16 protein-coding genes are annotated in these 15,402 nt (G+C 68.1%); 13 read left to right on the top strand and 3 right to left on the bottom strand.

Going from position 1 to position 15,402, the window contains the following annotated elements; translation table 11 throughout:
* Positions 1 to 180: 180 nt before the first annotated feature.
* Positions 181 to 933 (bottom strand): uroporphyrinogen-III C-methyltransferase, encoded by a 753-nt coding sequence (cobA, locus tag VVS03_RS10340; protein WP_368520170.1) that lies wholly within the window; start codon positions 931 to 933, stop codon positions 181 to 183.
* Positions 934 to 975: 42 nt separating this feature from the next.
* Here cobA and VVS03_RS10335 point away from each other — a divergent pair, with 42 nt between their 5' ends.
* The gene (locus VVS03_RS10335) at positions 976 to 1,914 is read left to right on the top strand and encodes a hypothetical protein (protein WP_368521477.1); all 939 of its coding nucleotides are present in this window, start codon (positions 976 to 978) and stop codon (positions 1,912 to 1,914) included.
* A gap of 21 nt (positions 1,915 to 1,935) precedes the next feature.
* Positions 1,936 to 3,147 carry a mannose-6-phosphate isomerase, class I gene (gene manA / locus VVS03_RS10330; RefSeq protein ID WP_368521478.1) on the top strand — a complete coding sequence of 404 codons (1,212 nt, stop codon included), beginning with the start codon at positions 1,936 to 1,938 and terminating at the stop codon, positions 3,145 to 3,147.
* A gap of 105 nt (positions 3,148 to 3,252) precedes the next feature.
* On the opposite strand, the gene VVS03_RS10325 is transcribed toward manA, so the two are convergent.
* Positions 3,253 to 4,011 carry a hypothetical protein gene (locus VVS03_RS10325; RefSeq protein WP_368520173.1) on the bottom strand — a complete coding sequence of 253 codons (759 nt, stop codon included), beginning with the start codon at positions 4,009 to 4,011 and terminating at the stop codon, positions 3,253 to 3,255.
* 115 nt (positions 4,012 to 4,126) lie between these two features.
* Between VVS03_RS10325 and VVS03_RS10320 the strand changes: the two genes are divergently transcribed.
* The 10 genes from VVS03_RS10320 (at position 4,127) to VVS03_RS10275 (ending at position 14,454) form a co-directional block, all read left to right on the top strand.
* Positions 4,127 to 4,492: a DUF4259 domain-containing protein gene (locus VVS03_RS10320; RefSeq protein ID WP_368520174.1), complete on the top strand. Its 366-nt coding sequence runs from the start codon at positions 4,127 to 4,129 to the stop codon at positions 4,490 to 4,492.
* A 21-nt stretch (positions 4,493 to 4,513) separates the two neighbouring features.
* On the top strand, positions 4,514 to 5,131 hold the full coding sequence (locus tag VVS03_RS10315) for a dTMP kinase (protein ID WP_368520175.1): 618 nt from the start codon (positions 4,514 to 4,516) through the stop codon (positions 5,129 to 5,131).
* Positions 5,131 to 5,835, top strand: a complete 705-nt coding sequence (mtrA, locus tag VVS03_RS10310; RefSeq protein ID WP_368520176.1) for an MtrAB system response regulator MtrA — start codon at positions 5,131 to 5,133, stop codon at positions 5,833 to 5,835. Before VVS03_RS10315 ends, mtrA begins: the two co-directional genes overlap by 1 nt.
* 105 nt (positions 5,836 to 5,940) lie before the next feature.
* Positions 5,941 to 7,455 carry an MtrAB system histidine kinase MtrB gene (gene mtrB, locus VVS03_RS10305; RefSeq protein WP_409338189.1) on the top strand — a complete coding sequence of 505 codons (1,515 nt, stop codon included), beginning with the start codon at positions 5,941 to 5,943 and terminating at the stop codon, positions 7,453 to 7,455.
* Positions 7,455 to 9,197: an MtrAB system accessory lipoprotein LpqB gene (lpqB, locus tag VVS03_RS10300; RefSeq protein ID WP_368521508.1), complete on the top strand. Its 1,743-nt coding sequence runs from the start codon at positions 7,455 to 7,457 to the stop codon at positions 9,195 to 9,197. The genes mtrB and lpqB overlap by 1 nt, the downstream gene beginning before the upstream one ends.
* Positions 9,198 to 9,207: 10 nt before the next feature.
* On the top strand, positions 9,208 to 9,864 hold the full coding sequence (locus VVS03_RS10295; protein WP_368521479.1) for a ComF family protein: 657 nt from the start codon (positions 9,208 to 9,210) through the stop codon (positions 9,862 to 9,864).
* Positions 9,865 to 10,091: 227 nt separating this feature from the next.
* Positions 10,092 to 10,769 carry a ribosome hibernation-promoting factor, HPF/YfiA family gene (hpf, locus tag VVS03_RS10290; protein ID WP_368520178.1) on the top strand — a complete coding sequence of 226 codons (678 nt, stop codon included), beginning with the start codon at positions 10,092 to 10,094 and terminating at the stop codon, positions 10,767 to 10,769.
* A 155-nt stretch (positions 10,770 to 10,924) separates the two neighbouring features.
* The gene (gene secA, locus VVS03_RS10285) at positions 10,925 to 13,480 is read left to right on the top strand and encodes a preprotein translocase subunit SecA (RefSeq protein ID WP_368520179.1); all 2,556 of its coding nucleotides are present in this window, start codon (positions 10,925 to 10,927) and stop codon (positions 13,478 to 13,480) included.
* Between the two features lie 37 nt (positions 13,481 to 13,517).
* Positions 13,518 to 13,979: a hypothetical protein gene (locus VVS03_RS10280; RefSeq protein WP_368534483.1), complete on the top strand. Its 462-nt coding sequence runs from the start codon at positions 13,518 to 13,520 to the stop codon at positions 13,977 to 13,979.
* Between the two features lie 91 nt (positions 13,980 to 14,070).
* Entirely contained in the window at positions 14,071 to 14,454 is a 384-nt protein-coding gene (locus VVS03_RS10275; RefSeq protein WP_368520181.1) for a hypothetical protein, read from the top strand.
* Between the two features lies 1 nt (position 14,455).
* Here VVS03_RS10275 and VVS03_RS10270 read toward each other — a convergent pair whose 3' ends face one another.
* On the bottom strand, positions 14,456 to 14,836 hold the full coding sequence (locus VVS03_RS10270; protein ID WP_070769712.1) for a hypothetical protein: 381 nt from the start codon (positions 14,834 to 14,836) through the stop codon (positions 14,456 to 14,458).
* Between the two features lie 155 nt (positions 14,837 to 14,991).
* Between VVS03_RS10270 and VVS03_RS10265 the strand changes: the two genes are divergently transcribed.
* On the top strand, positions 14,992 to 15,402 hold the full coding sequence (locus VVS03_RS10265; protein WP_368521480.1) for an HAD-IA family hydrolase: 411 nt from the start codon (positions 14,992 to 14,994) through the stop codon (positions 15,400 to 15,402).

The following is a 15,402-nucleotide window of genomic DNA, read 5'->3' as shown; positions in this document are numbered from 1 at the left end:
TACAAGGCCCGGAAACCCGATCTGTGGATAACTCGGGACAAAGTAGCCATCCTGCACGGACCCCAAAACAGCCGAAAACGCCCGGATTTACGGTTCAACCTGCCTAAAGGCTGAAAAATGGAGCAATGTGCCCAAGTTGGCGCAAAGCTGGTCCCTATACGCGTCGGGACTGTGCAGAACTTATCCCTCCGCGCGCAGGCCCGCGACGTTTCCAATGACGAAGACGGCCGGCGGCTGAATCTTTTCCTCCTCGACCACGGCACCTAAGGCGGACAGCTGGGTGCGCACCACGCGCTGGCCGGACAGGGTGCCCTCCTGGATGGCGGCGACGGGGGTGTCGGCGGGGAGGGAGGCATCGATGAGCGCGGTGGCAATCGCGCCGGCGTTGCGCACGCCCATGATGACCGCCAGGGTGGCCCCGGAGCGGGCGAGCGCCTCCCAGTCGACCAGGGAGCGCTCGTGGCCGGGCGGCAGGTGCCCGGAGACCACCGTCATGGCGTGCACCATCCCGCGCTGGGTCACGGGGATGCCCACGGCCCCCGGCACGGCGACGGCGCTGGTGACCCCGGGGATGACCTCGCAGCTTAAGCCGGCGGCAGCCAGCGCCTGGACCTCCTCGAAACCGCGGCCGAAGACGAAGGGATCCCCGCCCTTGAGGCGGGCGACGCGGCGGCCGGCGCGGGCGTGGGAGATGAGCATCTCGTTGATCTTGTCCTGCGACGTCTGGCGCTTGTACGGCAGCTTGGAGACGTCGATGAGCTCCTTGCTGGCGATATCGCAGAGCTTATCCAGCTGCGCGGTCGGGCCGAGGTGGTCGGCCAGGATGACGTCGGCATCCTGCAGGGCGTGCATGCCGCGCACGGTGATGAGGTCCCAGGCGCCGGGGCCGCCCCCGATGAGCTGGACGGGATGAACAACAGTGTTTCCGGTCATGATGTCGAAATAGTATAACCGGCGCTACTAAGGTGAGAAACCATGGAGAGCACACAGTGGACCCCGGAGCAGGTGCGCTTTTTCGACATTGCGCACGAAGGGGCGCAATTACGCGCGCTCGCCGGCCAGGTGGCGGGCCTGAATGAATATCTGGCCGGCCTGCGCCCGCGCTCGGTCGTGGTGCTGGCCACCGACCAGGTCGCCGCCGCGGCCGCCCGCGCGATCGCCCAGACCTACCAACCCCAGGCCGCCTGCCCGGTGGTCGTGGCCCGCGCGCTGCCGGCCTACGTCGGCGCCCTGGACATCGTGCTGACGGTGGGGGAGGCCGCGGACTGCGAGTGGGTATCGCGGGCCCTGCTCACCGCCCAGCAGCGCGGCGCCGCCACGGTCTTTGCCGGCCCGCCCGGGCCCCTGGCCGACGACGTCGCTGACGATGCCTTCTTGTTCACCGCCCTGCCCAACGTCTCCGGCCCCGCTCCGGCCCGCGCCGCGGGCGCAGTCTGGCTGGTCCTGGGCGGCGACCCGCAGGCCCTGGACGAGGCCGCCGCTGCCGTCGATGCCGAACTGGCCGCCTGCGCCCCCGACCGCAGCGCGGATACCAACCCGGCCCGGCAGCTGGGCGCCTTCTCCGCGCAGGCAGGTGGCAGCGGGGTGATGCACTCGGCGCCGGCGGGGGACCGGGTGGGTGAGGCGGTGGCATCGGTAGCCGCGGCGGTTTGGGCCACGCGCGGGCGCTCCGGGACCGTCGTGGAGGCCGCCCAGCTGCCGCAGGCCCTGGACGGCGCCGACACACAGGCGGCTGACGATATCTTCTACGATCCTTTTATAGATGGTGCGCTAACCTGGAGGGTGATTTTCTGGGGGCAGGAGGAGGCGAACCTGCCCCATAGCCTGGCTGTCAACGCCGCCGAGGGAAGCGAATTCTCCCGGGCGCTGCAGCTTTTCACGCGCGCCTATGCCGCGACCGCCTTTGATGAATGAGGAAAAGGACCCATAAACCGCATGAAGTTGCTCGATAGTTCGGTGCGTAACTATTCGTGGGGATCCAAGACCATGATCCCGCAGCTCTTAGGCCAGCCGGCGGGGGACAACCCCGTGGCCGAGCTCTGGTTCGGTGCCCACCCGGCCGCCCCGGCGACGCTGGACGGCACGCGCCTCGACGAGGTCATCGCCGGCGACCCGGAGACCCACCTGAGCCACCGCGTGCGCAGCACACACGGCGACCGCCTGCCCTTCCTGCTGAAGCTGCTGGCGGCCGAGGACGTGCTCTCGCTGCAGGCGCACCCGTCCAAGGCCCAGGCCGAGGAGGGCTTCGCCCGGGAAAACGCCCAGGGCGTGGCCCTGGACTCGTCCCAGCGCAACTACAAGGACGACAACCACAAGCCGGAGCTCATCGTCGCCCTGACGGAGTTTTATGCCATGGCGGGCTTTAGGCCGCTGGCGCGCACGCGCGAGCTCTTCGCCGCGCTGGATTGCCCCAGCCTGGAGCGCTACCTGTCCATGCTCGACGACGACCCCGCCGCCGAGGGCGCCAGCCTGCGCGCGCTGTTTACCACCTGGATCACCATCCCGGCGGGCGTGCGCAAGGAGCTCATCGCGGACATCGTGACGGCGGGCGAGCGCCTGGTCGCCGCCCCAGCCCCGGGCACCCCGGAGTGGATCGTGCGCGACGTGCGCACCGTGCTGGGGATTAACGAGCAGTACCCCGGGGACATCGGCGTGCTGGGCGCGCTGCTGCTCAACCACATCGTGCTGCAGCCCGGCGAGGCCGTCTTCCTGGCGGCCGGCCAGCTGCACGCCTACGTCCACGGCCTCGGCGTGGAGCTGATGGCCAACTCGGACAACGTGCTGCGCGGCGGGCTCACGCCGAAGTACGTCGACGTGCCCGAGCTGGTCAAGGTGCTGGATTTCCAGGCCGTCGCCGACCCGCAGGTCCACCCGGGGCACGCGAACCCGGCGGCCGGCTGCGAGGTCTTCGACTACCCGGTGCCCATCGACGAGTTCTCCCTGCGCCGCTACGCCCTCGATGCCGGCGCGCAGGCCACCGTCGAACTCGACGGGCCGGCCATCGTGCTGTGTACCCGCGGCGACGGCGCCACCGCCGGCGGTGTCCGCCTCACCCCGGGCCGCGGCGCCTGGGCCCCGGCCGCCGATGGCCGCGTCAACTTGGCAGCCGGCGATAGCCCGGCGGAATTCTTCGTCGCCAGCGTCTAGGAGCCAAACGCTCTAGCGCCAGGCGCCTAAGCTGCAGGCGGCCCTAGCACCGGGCGCCTTGAGCCCCGGGCGCTTTTAGCGCCGGCGCGCCCAGTGCCGCCGCGCTTAGTTGTTGCCCGGCTCGCCCGCGGTTTCCTCCGTGGGCTCGGGCGCGTCGCGGGTCTCGCCGCGCTCTTCGGCCGGCGGGGCCTGCTGCTGTGCCGGCTCCGGCAGGAGATCGGAGATCTGGATCTCCAGGTGGCCGTTGTTCTCTTCGGCCGGCAGGCCCGGGATGGTCGGGGAGGGCGCGGGCTGGTTCGGGCTGCTGGGCTGCGGCTCGGTGGTCGTCGACGGCTCCTCGCTGGTATCCGGGCGGGTAGTCGGCGCGGGCTGGGTCGGCTGTCCCGGCTGCGTCGGCTGAATCTGCGTGCCCTGCTGGCCCGAATTCTGCGAGCCCTGCTGACCTTGCTGACCCTGCTGGTTCTGCTGGCCCTGGGACGCGGAGAGGTTGTCGGGGCGGTAGTACGTCGTCGGCGCGGCGGGCGCGGTCTGGGCGTCCACCACGGAGTTGGGGGCCAGGAACGGATCGTTGGCCTGCGGGGCCGAGAACTTGGCGTCCTCGCGGGAGCTGTGCTGGTTGCCGTCGTTGTCCTTCGCGTCGTCGCGATCGCGGCGGTCGGAAGGCGCGGTGCTGGACGTGGAGCTCGACGAGGTGGTTGCTTTCTCCTCGGAGCTGGTTAGCTGCTTGTTGGCCACCGGCGTGGCATTATCGTCCATGGAAGAGGATTTGGGCGCACCGAGGTGCCAGACGCTCACCCCGACGCCGGCGGCCACGAGCAGGCCCACGACGACGAAGATGACGACGCGGCGCGTATCAGTATTCACCGTGCGGTCCCCTTCCATGGTAACAAGTCGATAACAACAGTACCATGCACTTTAACGTCTGATACCCGACTTCCGCTAGTGCGGGAGCCAAATTCACCTTGCGAAGGAGATCACAGTGAGCACCTGGGACGAAGAGATTTTCACCCGCGACAGCAACACCGATTTTCTCGATGAGCTGTCTGCCCTCGAAGAGGAGGAGGTCGTAGAAGCCGTGCGGGACGCCGTTGTCCTCGCTGCCGATTCCGCCCAGCCCACCGACGAGGAGCTCGCCAACGGCCTGGCCGCCGCCACCATCGCCGCCATCTGGTCGGGCGCGCCGTTCAGCGCCGGCGACGTCGTGGCGGAGTACCCGTTCATCCGCTCCCTGGCCGGCAGCTCCGACGAGCAGCTCAACGAAAAGGCCGCGGAGCTGCTGGAAACGGCCGAGCCGGGCGAGGCGGACGACGCCGACATCGAGCCCTTCCTCGAGGCCCTGGCTTAAAGGAGAAGGTGACGCACTGCTGTGATTATTGCCATAGAGGGCATCGATGGCGCGGGCAAGAACACGTTGGTGGCCCGCCTGCGCGAGGCCATCAGCCGGGAGATCCACACGCTGGCCTTCCCGCGGTACGCCGACTCCATCCACGCGCAGCTGGCCCAGGACGCGCTGTACGGCCGCATGGGGGATATGACGGACTCGGCCTACGCGATGGCCACGATGTTCGCCCTGGACCGCTGGGGCGCCAAGGAGCAGCTGCTGGCGGCCCACCGCGCGCCGGAGGTGTGGGTGCTGGACCGCTACGTGGCATCGAATGCGGCGTATTCGGCCGCGCGCCTGCAGGATGACGCGGTGACGGACTGGGTCTATAACCTGGAGTTCGAGCGCCTGGGCCTGCCCAAGCCGCACCTGCAGGTCTTCCTGGACACCGACGTCGAGCTGGCCGGGGCCCGCGCCCAGGGCCGCGCGGCTGACGATGCCACCCGGGCCCGCGACGCCTACGAAAAGGACGCTGGCCTCCAGGCCCGCACCGCCGCGGCCTACCGCGCGCTGGCCGACCGCGAGTGGGCGGGGCGTTGGATAGCTACAGCCGATAGCGATATGATTATTCAAGCTGTACGACAACTGGTAGGGGAGAAGTAGTGGCACCGACAATCCTGGTGGTCGATGACGACCCGGCGATCTCGGAGATGTTGACCATCGTCTTGGAGTCTGAGGGCATGGAGCCCATCGCCGTGACCGACGGCAACGACGCGGTGCCCATGTTCCAACGCCACGACCCGGATCTGATCCTGCTGGATCTGATGCTGCCGGGCATGAACGGCGTGGACATCTGCCGCAGCATCCGCCAGGTCTCCTCGGTGCCGATTGTCATGCTGACCGCCAAGACGGACACCGTCGACGTCGTGCTGGGCCTGGAGTCCGGCGCGGACGACTACATCACCAAGCCGTTCAAGCCGAAGGAGCTGGTGGCCCGCATCCGCGCCCGCCTGCGCCGCACGGACACCGCGACCACGGAGATGATCGAGGTCGGCGACCTGGTCATCGACGTGCCCGAGCACACCGTGACCCGCCGCAACGCGGACGGGAGCTCCCGCGAGCTGAACCTGACGCCGCTGGAATTCGACCTGCTGGTGGAGATGGCCCGCCGCCCGGGCCAGGTGCACACCCGCGAGGAGCTGCTGGAGAAGGTCTGGGGCTACCGGCATGCCTCCGATACCCGCCTGGTCAACGTGCACGTCCAGCGCCTGCGCGCCAAGATTGAGCACGACCCGGAGGATCCGCAGATCGTGCTGACCGTGCGCGGCGTGGGCTACAAGGCCGGCAAGCCGGCCGGCGCCGAATAAGCCGGGGGAGTAACTGCCATCCTGGACCGCTTCAGACAATTCCGCGACTCCGCCATCCAGTGGTGGCGCACCTCGCTGCAGGTGCGCGTCATCGGCCTGATCTTTATGGCCGCCACCGTGGTGATGGTCATTTTGACCTACGCGCTGGTCTCCGTGCTGACCTCCCGCCTGGTGGATCAGAAGCAGGACGTCGCCCTGCAGGAGCTAGAGCGCGCCCGGATCGCGGTGGAGCAACAGATCGCGGCCACGGGCACGGCCAACTCGGTGCAGGTGCGCATTAACTCCGCGCGCGCCTCCCTGACGCAGCTGGGCTCCCAGAGCGGCGAGACGCAGGCCTCCTACGAGCCGGTGATCGTGGTCAACGGCTCCGACGGCTCGGTGACCACCTCGCCGGAGGGCTACCGCATCCCGACGGAGCTGCGCAACGGCGTCTCCCACGACCAGGTGATGGTCCAGTACGCGCCCATCGACCACGGGGATGGTACCAAGTACAACGCCATGATCGTCGGCACGCCCACCGAGTCCGACATCCCGGACACCCAGGTCTACCTGGTGATGAGCATGGAGTCGGAGGAATCCACGCTGGCGCTGATGCGCGGCCTGCTCTCGGCGGCCGCGGTGGTGGTCATCGTGCTGCTGGTGGGCATCGCCTGGCTGGCGACCCAGCAGGTGATTACGCCCATCCGCTCGGCCTCGCGGATTGCCCAGCGCCTGGCGGCCGGCCACCTGCGCGAGCGCATGGCCGTCGAGGGCGAGGACGAGATGGGCAGCCTGGCCCAGTCCTTCAACGACATGGCCGACAAGCTGTCCAAGCAGATTACACAGCTGGAGGAATACGGCGACCTGCAGCGGCAGTTCACCTCCGACGTCTCGCACGAGCTGCGCACCCCGCTGACCACGGTGCGCATGGCCGCGGACATGATCGCCGCGAACGCGGACAGCCTGGATATTTCCACCCGCCGCGCCAGCGAGCTGATGAGCCGCGAGCTCGACCGCTTCGAGGAGCTGCTGGCCGACCTGCTGGAGATCTCGCGCCACGACGCCGGCGTGGCCGACCTGTCCACCAACAAGCTGGACCTGCGCAACTGCGTGACCGCCGCCTTCGGGCAGGTCGATCACCTGGCCGACGAGCTGGGCGTGGCGGTCAACCTGCACCTGCCGGACGAGCCCATCAACTTCGAGGGCGACGACCGGCGCGTCCAGCGCATCCTGCGCAACCTTTTGGCCAACGCCATCGACCACTCGGAGGGCAACCCGGTCGACGTGCACCTGGGCGCCAACGACACAGCCGTGGCCGTGACCGTCACCGACCAGGGCGTGGGCCTGAAGGAGGGCCAGGAAGAACTGGTCTTCAACCGCTTCTGGCGCGCGGATTCCTCCCGCAAGCGCCACTCGGGCGGGACCGGCCTGGGCCTGGCCATCGCCCGCGAGGACGCCGTGCTGCACAGCGGTACGCTGGACGCGACGGGCACCTTAGGCCGCGGGTCCTGCTTCCGCCTGATCCTGCCGCGCGTGCCCGGCGAGGCCGTGGAGGAGGCCCCGCTGGACCTCTACGTGCCGGAGCCCACGCCGCTAGCGGACCCGAAGGCCCCGAATGACCCGAAGGGAGGTCAGCCGTGATGCCACAGACCCACCGGCGCTCGGCCAGCACGGCCAGTCCGGCCCGCGCCGTCGTCGCCGTGCTGGCCGCGACCTCGCTGACGCTTTCGGCGTGCTCGACGCTGCCGCAAAACTCCAGCCCCAAAGTGCTGCACTCCTTCGAGCCGGCCGCCACCCCGGAGCCGTCCATGGGCCCGCGCGCCGGCGAGGAACCGGACCTGCTGCTGCGCGACTTCTACGCCGCCTCGGCGCTGCCGGCCGGCGATTATTCCGCCGCGCGCTCCTTTATGACCGAGGAGGCGGCCGGGGACTGGGACCCGGACCAGCAGGTGCTCATCGTGGACTCGCTGGACATCATCACCAACGCCGAGGCGGATTCCACCGAGGGCGGCCGCAGCTTCAACGTGCGCGGATCGGTCATCGGTACGCTCTCGGAGGGCGGGTCCTATACCTCCGAAAACGGCGACTTCGAGGCCCAGATCCATATGACCCAGGTGGACGGCGAGTGGCGGATCTCGGACCTGCCGGAGGTCGTGGTCATCGAGCGCACGGAGCTGCGCAACCGCTACCAGCCGCACTCCCTATTCTTCTACGAGCACATCGGCCAGGCGCTGGAAAGCGACCGCCGCTGGCTGTCCACGGGCCAGGAGTCCCTGGACACCGAGCTCATCACCCTGCTGCTGCAGGGCCCGGCCGAGGAGCTGGCGCCGGCGACGATGTCGGTGGTGCCGCGGGAGGCCAACTTCGGCGGCATCGAGGACGGCGTCTACCACTTCACCGGCATGTCGGATATGAGCCAGGAGGACCGCACCCGGTTCGCCGCCGAGCTGGTCTGGACCCTGTCCACCGCCGGCATCCCGGGGCCCTACCGGGTCGTGGCCGACGATGCCCCCTTGGTCGAAGGCCTCGACGAACTAACCACCGACGACTTCGCGGACTACAACCCGAAGGCGAACACGGACGCGGCCACCTCGCTGTACGCGGTGACCAACGGCAACGTGGTGCGCCTGAGCGGCAACGAGACGCAGCCGCTGAACAACCCGGCGGCGAACGCCGGCAACGTGGAGTCCGCGGAGATCTCGGCGGAGGAGACGTTCGCGGCCGTGCGCAAGAAGGGCGCGGATAAGACCCAGCTGGTGCTGGGGACGCTCAACGGCGACGTGGCCGAGTCCTTAGAGGGCGAGAGCATTACCCGGCCCACCTTCGGCATTACCGGCCGGGGCGCGTGGGTCGCGGTCGACGGCAAGAAGATCTACCGCGTGGTGCGCTCGACCACCGGCGAGGTGAGCGAGCAGCAGATCAACGCGGACGCGCTGGATGGCATCGACGGCGAGATCTCGGTGATGCGGCTGTCGTCGACGGGTGCGCGCGTGGCCTTCATCATCGGCGGCGCGGTCTACTCCGGCGTGGTGGCGCAGGAAACCGACGGCGACTACCGGATCGTCAACGTGCGCGAACTCGCCTCGGAGCTGGGCCGCAACGCGCTGTCGCTGGACTGGCAGCCGGACGGCTCGCTGGTGGTGGGCACCTCGTCCACGGAGACGCCGGTCTGGCGCATCGAGCAGGACGGGTCCTCGCTGACCACGCTGCCCAGCGGCAACATCACCGCCCCGGTGGTCTCCGTCGCGGCCTCGCCGACGACCGTCTATCTGACCGACGCCAACGCCTTGCTGCGGCTGCCGTCCGGCGAGTCCGACTCCGTGTTCTGGCGCGAGGTCCCCGGCCTCCAGGGCGTGCGCGCGGCCCCGATCGTGGGCAACTAGGCGGCGCGCGATGGGGGTCTGGCAGCAGGTCGGGGAGCTGCTAGTCCCGCGCGCCTGCGCCGGGTGTAAGGCCCCGGGCCAGGTGCTGTGCGCGGCCTGCCGGGAGCACCTGCGCACCCCGCCGCACCGCGTTTCCCGCCGCACGCTGCTGGACCCGCCCATCTTTGCGCTGGGCCCGTACTCGGAGATCCGGCGCAACCTCATCATCCAGATGAAGGAGTACCACAACCAGGCGGTGCGCCCGTACGCCGGCGCGGTCATCGCCGCCGGGTTGGAGCAGCTGGTGGCCCAGGGCGTGCTGCCGCCGCGGCTGGTGGTGGTGCCGGCGCCGACGCGGGCATCGTCAGCCAGGGCCCGGGGCGGGGACCCGGTGCTGCACATGTGCCAGCACGCGGCCCGGCTGCTGGGCGACGGCCTGCCGCTGACCGTGGTCAACTGCGCGCGCCTGCGCCGCGGCGTGGCCGACCAGTCGCGGTTGAACGCGGACCTGCGGTGGGCGAATATGCGCGACGCCGTGGCCGTCGATGCCGACCCGCGGCTGGTGGGCCGGGCCACCGTCGTGGTCGACGACGTGGTGACCACCGGCGCCACCCTCATCAACACCGCCGACAAGTTGCGCGCGGCCGGCGCGCTGGTGCGGGCGGGGCTGGTGCTCGCCGACGCCTAGAGGGGGACTGGCGTGGGGGTGAACAGAAATGTAATTCCAACCTTTGGTGGGGAATGGTTATGACCACTGGTATGATGAGGGGTGTCACAGGTTGAGGTTTGAGCCTCCGGATTCACACGGTTTCCGCCGGTGGATGACCGGGGTGGGGATCTCAGCAGGACGAGTCCAATAGTCCCCCGGGGGCGCCGGGATTGCGCGCCCCCAGCCAAATCTAGGGAGGCAAGTCAATGACCGAGCCACAGGCCACCAACGCACAGGTAACCATCACGGGACGCAACGTGGAGGTGCCGGAGCACTTCCAGGAGCGCGTCACCGGCAAGCTGGCCAAGATCGAGCGGCTGGATCCGACGCTGACCTTCTTCCACGTCGAGCTGCAGCACGAGCCGAACCCGCGCCGTGACTCCCAGTCGGACCGTATCCAGATCACCGCCACCGGCAAGGGGCACATCGCCCGTGCGGAGGCCAAGGAGGATTCCTTCTACGCCGCGCTGGAGACCGCCCTGGCCAAGATGGAGCGCTCCCTGCGCAAGGTGAAGGTCCGCCGCGAGAACGTCAAGTCCGGCCACCGCGCCCAGAAGGGCACCGGCGAGATCGCCGCGGAGATGGTCGCCGAGGCCGAGGCCGAGCGCAACGCCGCTCCGGCGAAGGAAGATCGCTACGTCGATCCGTACGCAGACTCCATCGAGGAGCAGCGCCCGGGCCAGATCGTGCGCACCAAGGAGCACCCGGCCAACCCGATGACCGTGGATGATGCTCTGAGCGAGATGGAGCTGGTGGGCCACGATTTCTACCTGTTCATCAACTCCGAGACCCAGCAGCCGGCGGTCGTCTACCGCCGCCACGCCTTCGACTACGGTCTTATCACCCTGACCGAAGACGCCGAGGGTGCGCAGGCTAACAACTAGCTAGCCCATCCTGCGCCCAGCTGCCCGCCCGCCGGGTGCTGGGCGCTTTTTCGTGTCTTTTTGGGCCGGGGCGGAGATAGTGAGACCGCCTCTGGTGGGTACAATGGCACGGAGTTAACTAGTTTACGTGTCGCGACAAAGAAGGAAACTACTACGTGTTAGGACTTTCGAAGCTGCTGCGTGCCGGCGAAGGGCGCACCGTCAAGCGCCTGGAAAAGATGGCCGACCGGGTAATCGCCCTGGAAGATGAGTACGCCGCCCTCAGCGACGACGAGCTCAAGGCCAAGACTGACGAATTCAAGCAGCGCCTCGCCGACGGCGAGGAACTCAACGATATCCTGCTGGAGGCCTTCGCCACCGTCCGCGAGGCGGCCTGGCGCGTGCTGCAGCAGAAGCACTTCCGCGTCCAGCTGATGGGCGGCGCGGCCCTGCACTTCGGCAACGTCGCCGAGATGAAAACCGGTGAGGGCAAGACCCTGACCTCGCTGCTGCCGGCCTACCTCAACGCCCTCGAGGGCAAGGGCGTGCACATCGTCACGGTCAACGACTACCTGGCCAAGCGCGACGCGGAGATGATGGGCCGTGTCCACCGCTGGCTGGGTCTGTCCGTGGGCGTCATTCTCTCCGAGATGCGCCCGCCGGCGCGCAAGGAGGCCTACGCCTGCGACATCACCTACGGAACCAACAACGAGCTGGGCTTCGACTACCTGCGCGACAACATGGTGCGCAGCCTGAACGACATCGTCCAGCGCGGCCACAATTTCTGCATCGTGGACGAGGTGGACTCCATCCTCATCGACGAGGCCCGTACCCCGCTCATCATCTCCGGCCCGGTGGACGGCTCCTCCCAGTTCTACGGGGTCTTCGCGCAGCTGGCCCCGCGCATGCGCGAGGGCATCCACTACGAGGTCGACCACAAAAAGCGCACCGTCGGCGTGCTGGAAGAGGGCGTGGAATACGTCGAGGACCAGCTGGGCATCGATAACCTTTATGCCCCGGAGCACTCGCAGCTGGTGTCCTACCTCAACAACGCGCTGAAGGCCAAGGAACTGTTCACGCGCGACAAGGACTACATCGTGCGCAACGGTGAGGTCATGATCGTCGACTCGTTCACCGGCCGCGTGCTGGCGGGCCGCCGCTACAACGAGGGCATGCACCAGGCCATCGAGGCCAAGGAAAACGTCGAGATCAAGAACGAGAACCAGACGCTGGCCACGGTCACGCTGCAGAACTACTTCCGTCTCTACGACAAGATCTCCGGCATGACCGGTACCGCCGAGACCGAGGCCGCCGAGCTGCACTCCATCTACGGCCTCGACGTGGTGCCTATCCCGACCAACAAGCCGAACCAGCGCCAGGATCACTCCGACCGCATCTACAAGACGCAGGAGGCCAAGTTCGCCGCGGTGGTCGACGACATCGCGGAGCACGTGCAGAACAAGCAGCCGGTGCTGGTGGGCACCACCTCCGTGGAGCGCTCCGAGTACCTGTCGCAGCTGCTGGACAAGCGCGGCATCGACCACACCGTGCTCAACGCCAAGCACCACGAGGAAGAGGGCAACATCATCGCCCGCGCCGGCCGCCCGGGCCAGGTCACCGTCGCCACCAACATGGCCGGCCGCGGTACCGACATCGTGCTGGGCGGTAACCCCGAGGTCATCCTGGACATGAAGCTGCGCGAGCAGGGCCTGGATCCCTTCGAGGACGAGGAGAAGTACCAGGAAGCCTGGGATAACCACATCGAGGAGGAGAAGGAACGCTCCAAGCGCCTGGGCGACGAGGTGCGCGAGGCCGGCGGCCTCTACGTGGTTGGTACCGAGCGCCACGAGTCCCGCCGTATCGATAACCAGCTGCGTGGCCGTACCGGCCGCCAGGGCGATCCGGGCGAGACCCGCTTCTACCTGTCCATGCGCGACGAGCTCATGGTGCGGTTCGTGGGCCAGTCCATGGAGAACATGATGAACCGGCTCAACGTGCCGGACGATGTCCCGATCGAGGCCAAGATGGTCTCCAACTCCATCAAGGGCGCGCAGGCCCAGGTGGAAAACCAGAACTTCGAAATGCGCAAGAACGTCCTGAAGTACGACGAGGTGCTAAACGAGCAGCGCAAGGTCGTCTACGGCGAGCGCTACAAGATCCTGGACGCCGGCGACATCAAGGACAACATCCGCTCCATGATCGACGACACGGTTTCGGACTACGTGGCCGCGGCCACCGCCGCCGGCTACGTCGAGGACTGGGACCTGGACAAGCTCTGGCAGGCCCTGGACTCCCTCTACGGCCCGTCGGTCAGCGCCGAGGAACTGGTGGACGGCTCCGAGTACGGCTCGCCGGGCGAGCTGAGCGCGGAGCAGCTGCGCGACGCCCTGACCGACGACGCCCAGCACCAGTACGACGAGCTGGAGGAGAAGATCTCCGCCATCGGTGGCGAGAAGCAGATGCGCAACACCGAGCGCATGGTCATCCTGCCGATCATCGACCAGAAGTGGCGCGAGCACCTCTACGAGATGGACTACCTGAAGGAAGGCATCGGCCTGCGTGCGATGGCGCAGCGCGACCCGCTGGTCGAGTACCAGAAGGAGGGCGGCGACATGTTCCGCGCCATGAACGAGGGCGTGAAGGAAGAGACCGTCCGCCAGCTCTTCCTGCTGCGCAAGCAGTTCGCGACCGAGGAAGAAAACGCCGAGTCCGGCTCCGCCTCTGAGGCGTAGAGAAGCCTCACCCCGCTAGGAAAGCAGGTTTTCCGTGGTGGCAGTTACCTTGACCTGGGCGCTGTTTAGCGCCTTGCTGGTAGCTGCCGCCATTTTTTCTGTCTGGCGGGCCCGCGCCGGGGAGGCGGTCGCCGCCGGCTTCGTCGGGGGCGTCGGCGCCTGGCTGCTGGGCCTGGGCTGGGGCAACCACGCCCACTACGCCGCGTGGCAAATTGCCGTGGCAGCCATCGCCATGGTGGCGCTGACCGCCGCGGTGGCCTGGCGCGTGCCCCGCACCGGCGCCGGCGCGCTGGGCGCGGTGACGGGTCCGACGCTGGGCTTTGGCTTCGCCTGGTCCGTGCAGGCGGGGCTCAGCGACTCGACCGGCATGTGGCCGGTCGGCCTCATGCTGCTCAACACCGGTCTGGTGGTGGGCTTGGGCGTGGTCGTCGGCCTCGTGTTCTGGGCCGGCCGCCGCGCGGAGCACGGAAATTCTGCGTCGGGAGCCGGCTTGAGGTAGGCTTAAGCCCTTGATAAGTACCTACTAATCGACTGGAGTTTTTATGCGAACGCCGCGCCGCCGAAGCCGTCTGGCTTCCCTGTCGGCTTTGGTGACCGCAGCGTTGCTCGGCGCGCCGACGGGGGCGAGCGCCGCGCCGACGGAAAACTACCGCGCCGATAGCTACGAGTCCCGTACCGCGTTAAGCGGCGGCCAGGAGACAGTAGGCGAGTGGCTCGAGCGGGTCGAGGCCGCTCAGGACCAAGCAGGCCAGGCAGAAGATAGCGCGCTACCCCAGCCGGCCGAGGACGCCGCCGCGCCGGGCGCGGCCGACTTTCAAAACGACAAGGGCGCCGCAAGCGATGCCGACGCCGGGGTGCCCGTGTGGGGCATCGGCGCCGCGCTGGGCGGGATCCTGGCGGCGGTGGGGGCATCGGCGGCCGCGTGGTCGGCCGTCGACTGGACGCAGGTCCTGATGTTTTTGGGCTCGCTCTAGGCTAGAGCAGCCGGAAGGATACGAGCCGGTGCTGCTCGTAGGAACCCGTGAACGCGTGCTGGGTGACGCCGATGGTGGCTGTGCCGTAAAACTCCCCGTTGGCGTGCGCGTGCACGGCGACCAGATCGTGGCGCGCCGGCAGGCTAAACCCGCGAGTGCGCAGCCAGGCGGACAGGTGGTTGGCCAGCCGCGGCGGGAAGCGCTCGGAGCGCACGTGGCTGAGCGGGCGGCGCCCGGCGGCGGTCTCGATGACCTGGCGGATAAGCGTTTGGGCGCGCTCCTTGACCTCCTCGTCCATGGGCGTGGGCTGACGGTCATAGGAGATGGGGTCGGCCGGCACGTATAGCTGCAGGTGGGCGAATCCGGGAATGGGGGCGTACATAGGCCGTATTCTGGCACGCGCCGGGGTGGTGCGCAGGGCGAGGAACCCAAGCTGGGAGTTTGCTGAAAGGGGTGGAGGCGCGTGAAATGCCTCTTCGCTATAATTTGCGGGGTTAGAGGGAAATAGAACCCGAAGCGAAAGAAGAAAGAGAACTCATGCGTGGTTTGATTGTGGACTACGTCGGCGTGCTCGACGGCACCGACGAAGACGTGAAGCGCTGGCGCAACCTCCTGGCCGCAGCCAAGGCCCAGGGCGTGGCGACGGCCATCCTGTCCAACGACCCGGGGGGCCCCGGCGCCGAGGCAATCCGGGAGTGGGAGTACCGCGGCATCGTGGACGCGGTCATGCTCTCCGGCGAGATCGGGGCGGAAAAGCCGGAGCCCGCGGCCTTCCAAGCGGCGGCCGACGCCCTCGACCTGCCCGTCAATGACTGCGTCTTCGTGGACGACAACATCGTCAACGTCAAGGCGTCGGTGGAGTTCGGCCTGCTCGGCATGCTCTATACGGTCTTCGACCGCTCCAGCATTGAGATCCAGGCCGTCTTCGACATCGAGGGCGAGTTCTAA

Origin of the sequence: Corynebacterium sp. LK2537, assembly GCF_040946485.1 — a bacterium.
GTDB lineage: Bacteria > Actinomycetota > Actinomycetes > Mycobacteriales > Mycobacteriaceae > Corynebacterium.
Note: the sequence above shows the minus strand (reverse complement) of the source record. Positions and strands in the feature narration are given on the sequence as shown.

What these genes read in the sequence shown, in the direction of transcription:
- VVS03_RS10265 (WP_368521480.1), top strand. Translation starts at nt 14,992, where the DNA reads ATGCGTGGTTTGATTGTGGACTACGTCGGCGTGCTCGACGGCACCGAC.
- manA (WP_368521478.1), top strand. Translation starts at nt 1,936, where the DNA reads ATGAAGTTGCTCGATAGTTCGGTGCGTAACTATTCGTGGGGATCCAAG.
- VVS03_RS10270 (WP_070769712.1), bottom strand. Translation starts at nt 14,836, where the DNA reads ATGTACGCCCCCATTCCCGGATTCGCCCACCTGCAGCTATACGTGCCG.
- cobA (WP_368520170.1), bottom strand. Translation starts at nt 933, where the DNA reads ATGACCGGAAACACTGTTGTTCATCCCGTCCAGCTCATCGGGGGCGGC.
- VVS03_RS10295 (WP_368521479.1), top strand. Translation starts at nt 9,208, where the DNA reads ATGGGGGTCTGGCAGCAGGTCGGGGAGCTGCTAGTCCCGCGCGCCTGC.
- hpf (WP_368520178.1), top strand. Translation starts at nt 10,092, where the DNA reads ATGACCGAGCCACAGGCCACCAACGCACAGGTAACCATCACGGGACGC.
- lpqB (WP_368521508.1), top strand. Translation starts at nt 7,455, where the DNA reads ATGCCACAGACCCACCGGCGCTCGGCCAGCACGGCCAGTCCGGCCCGC.
- mtrB (WP_409338189.1), top strand. Translation starts at nt 5,941, where the DNA reads ATGGCCGCCACCGTGGTGATGGTCATTTTGACCTACGCGCTGGTCTCC.
- VVS03_RS10335 (WP_368521477.1), top strand. Translation starts at nt 976, where the DNA reads ATGGAGAGCACACAGTGGACCCCGGAGCAGGTGCGCTTTTTCGACATT.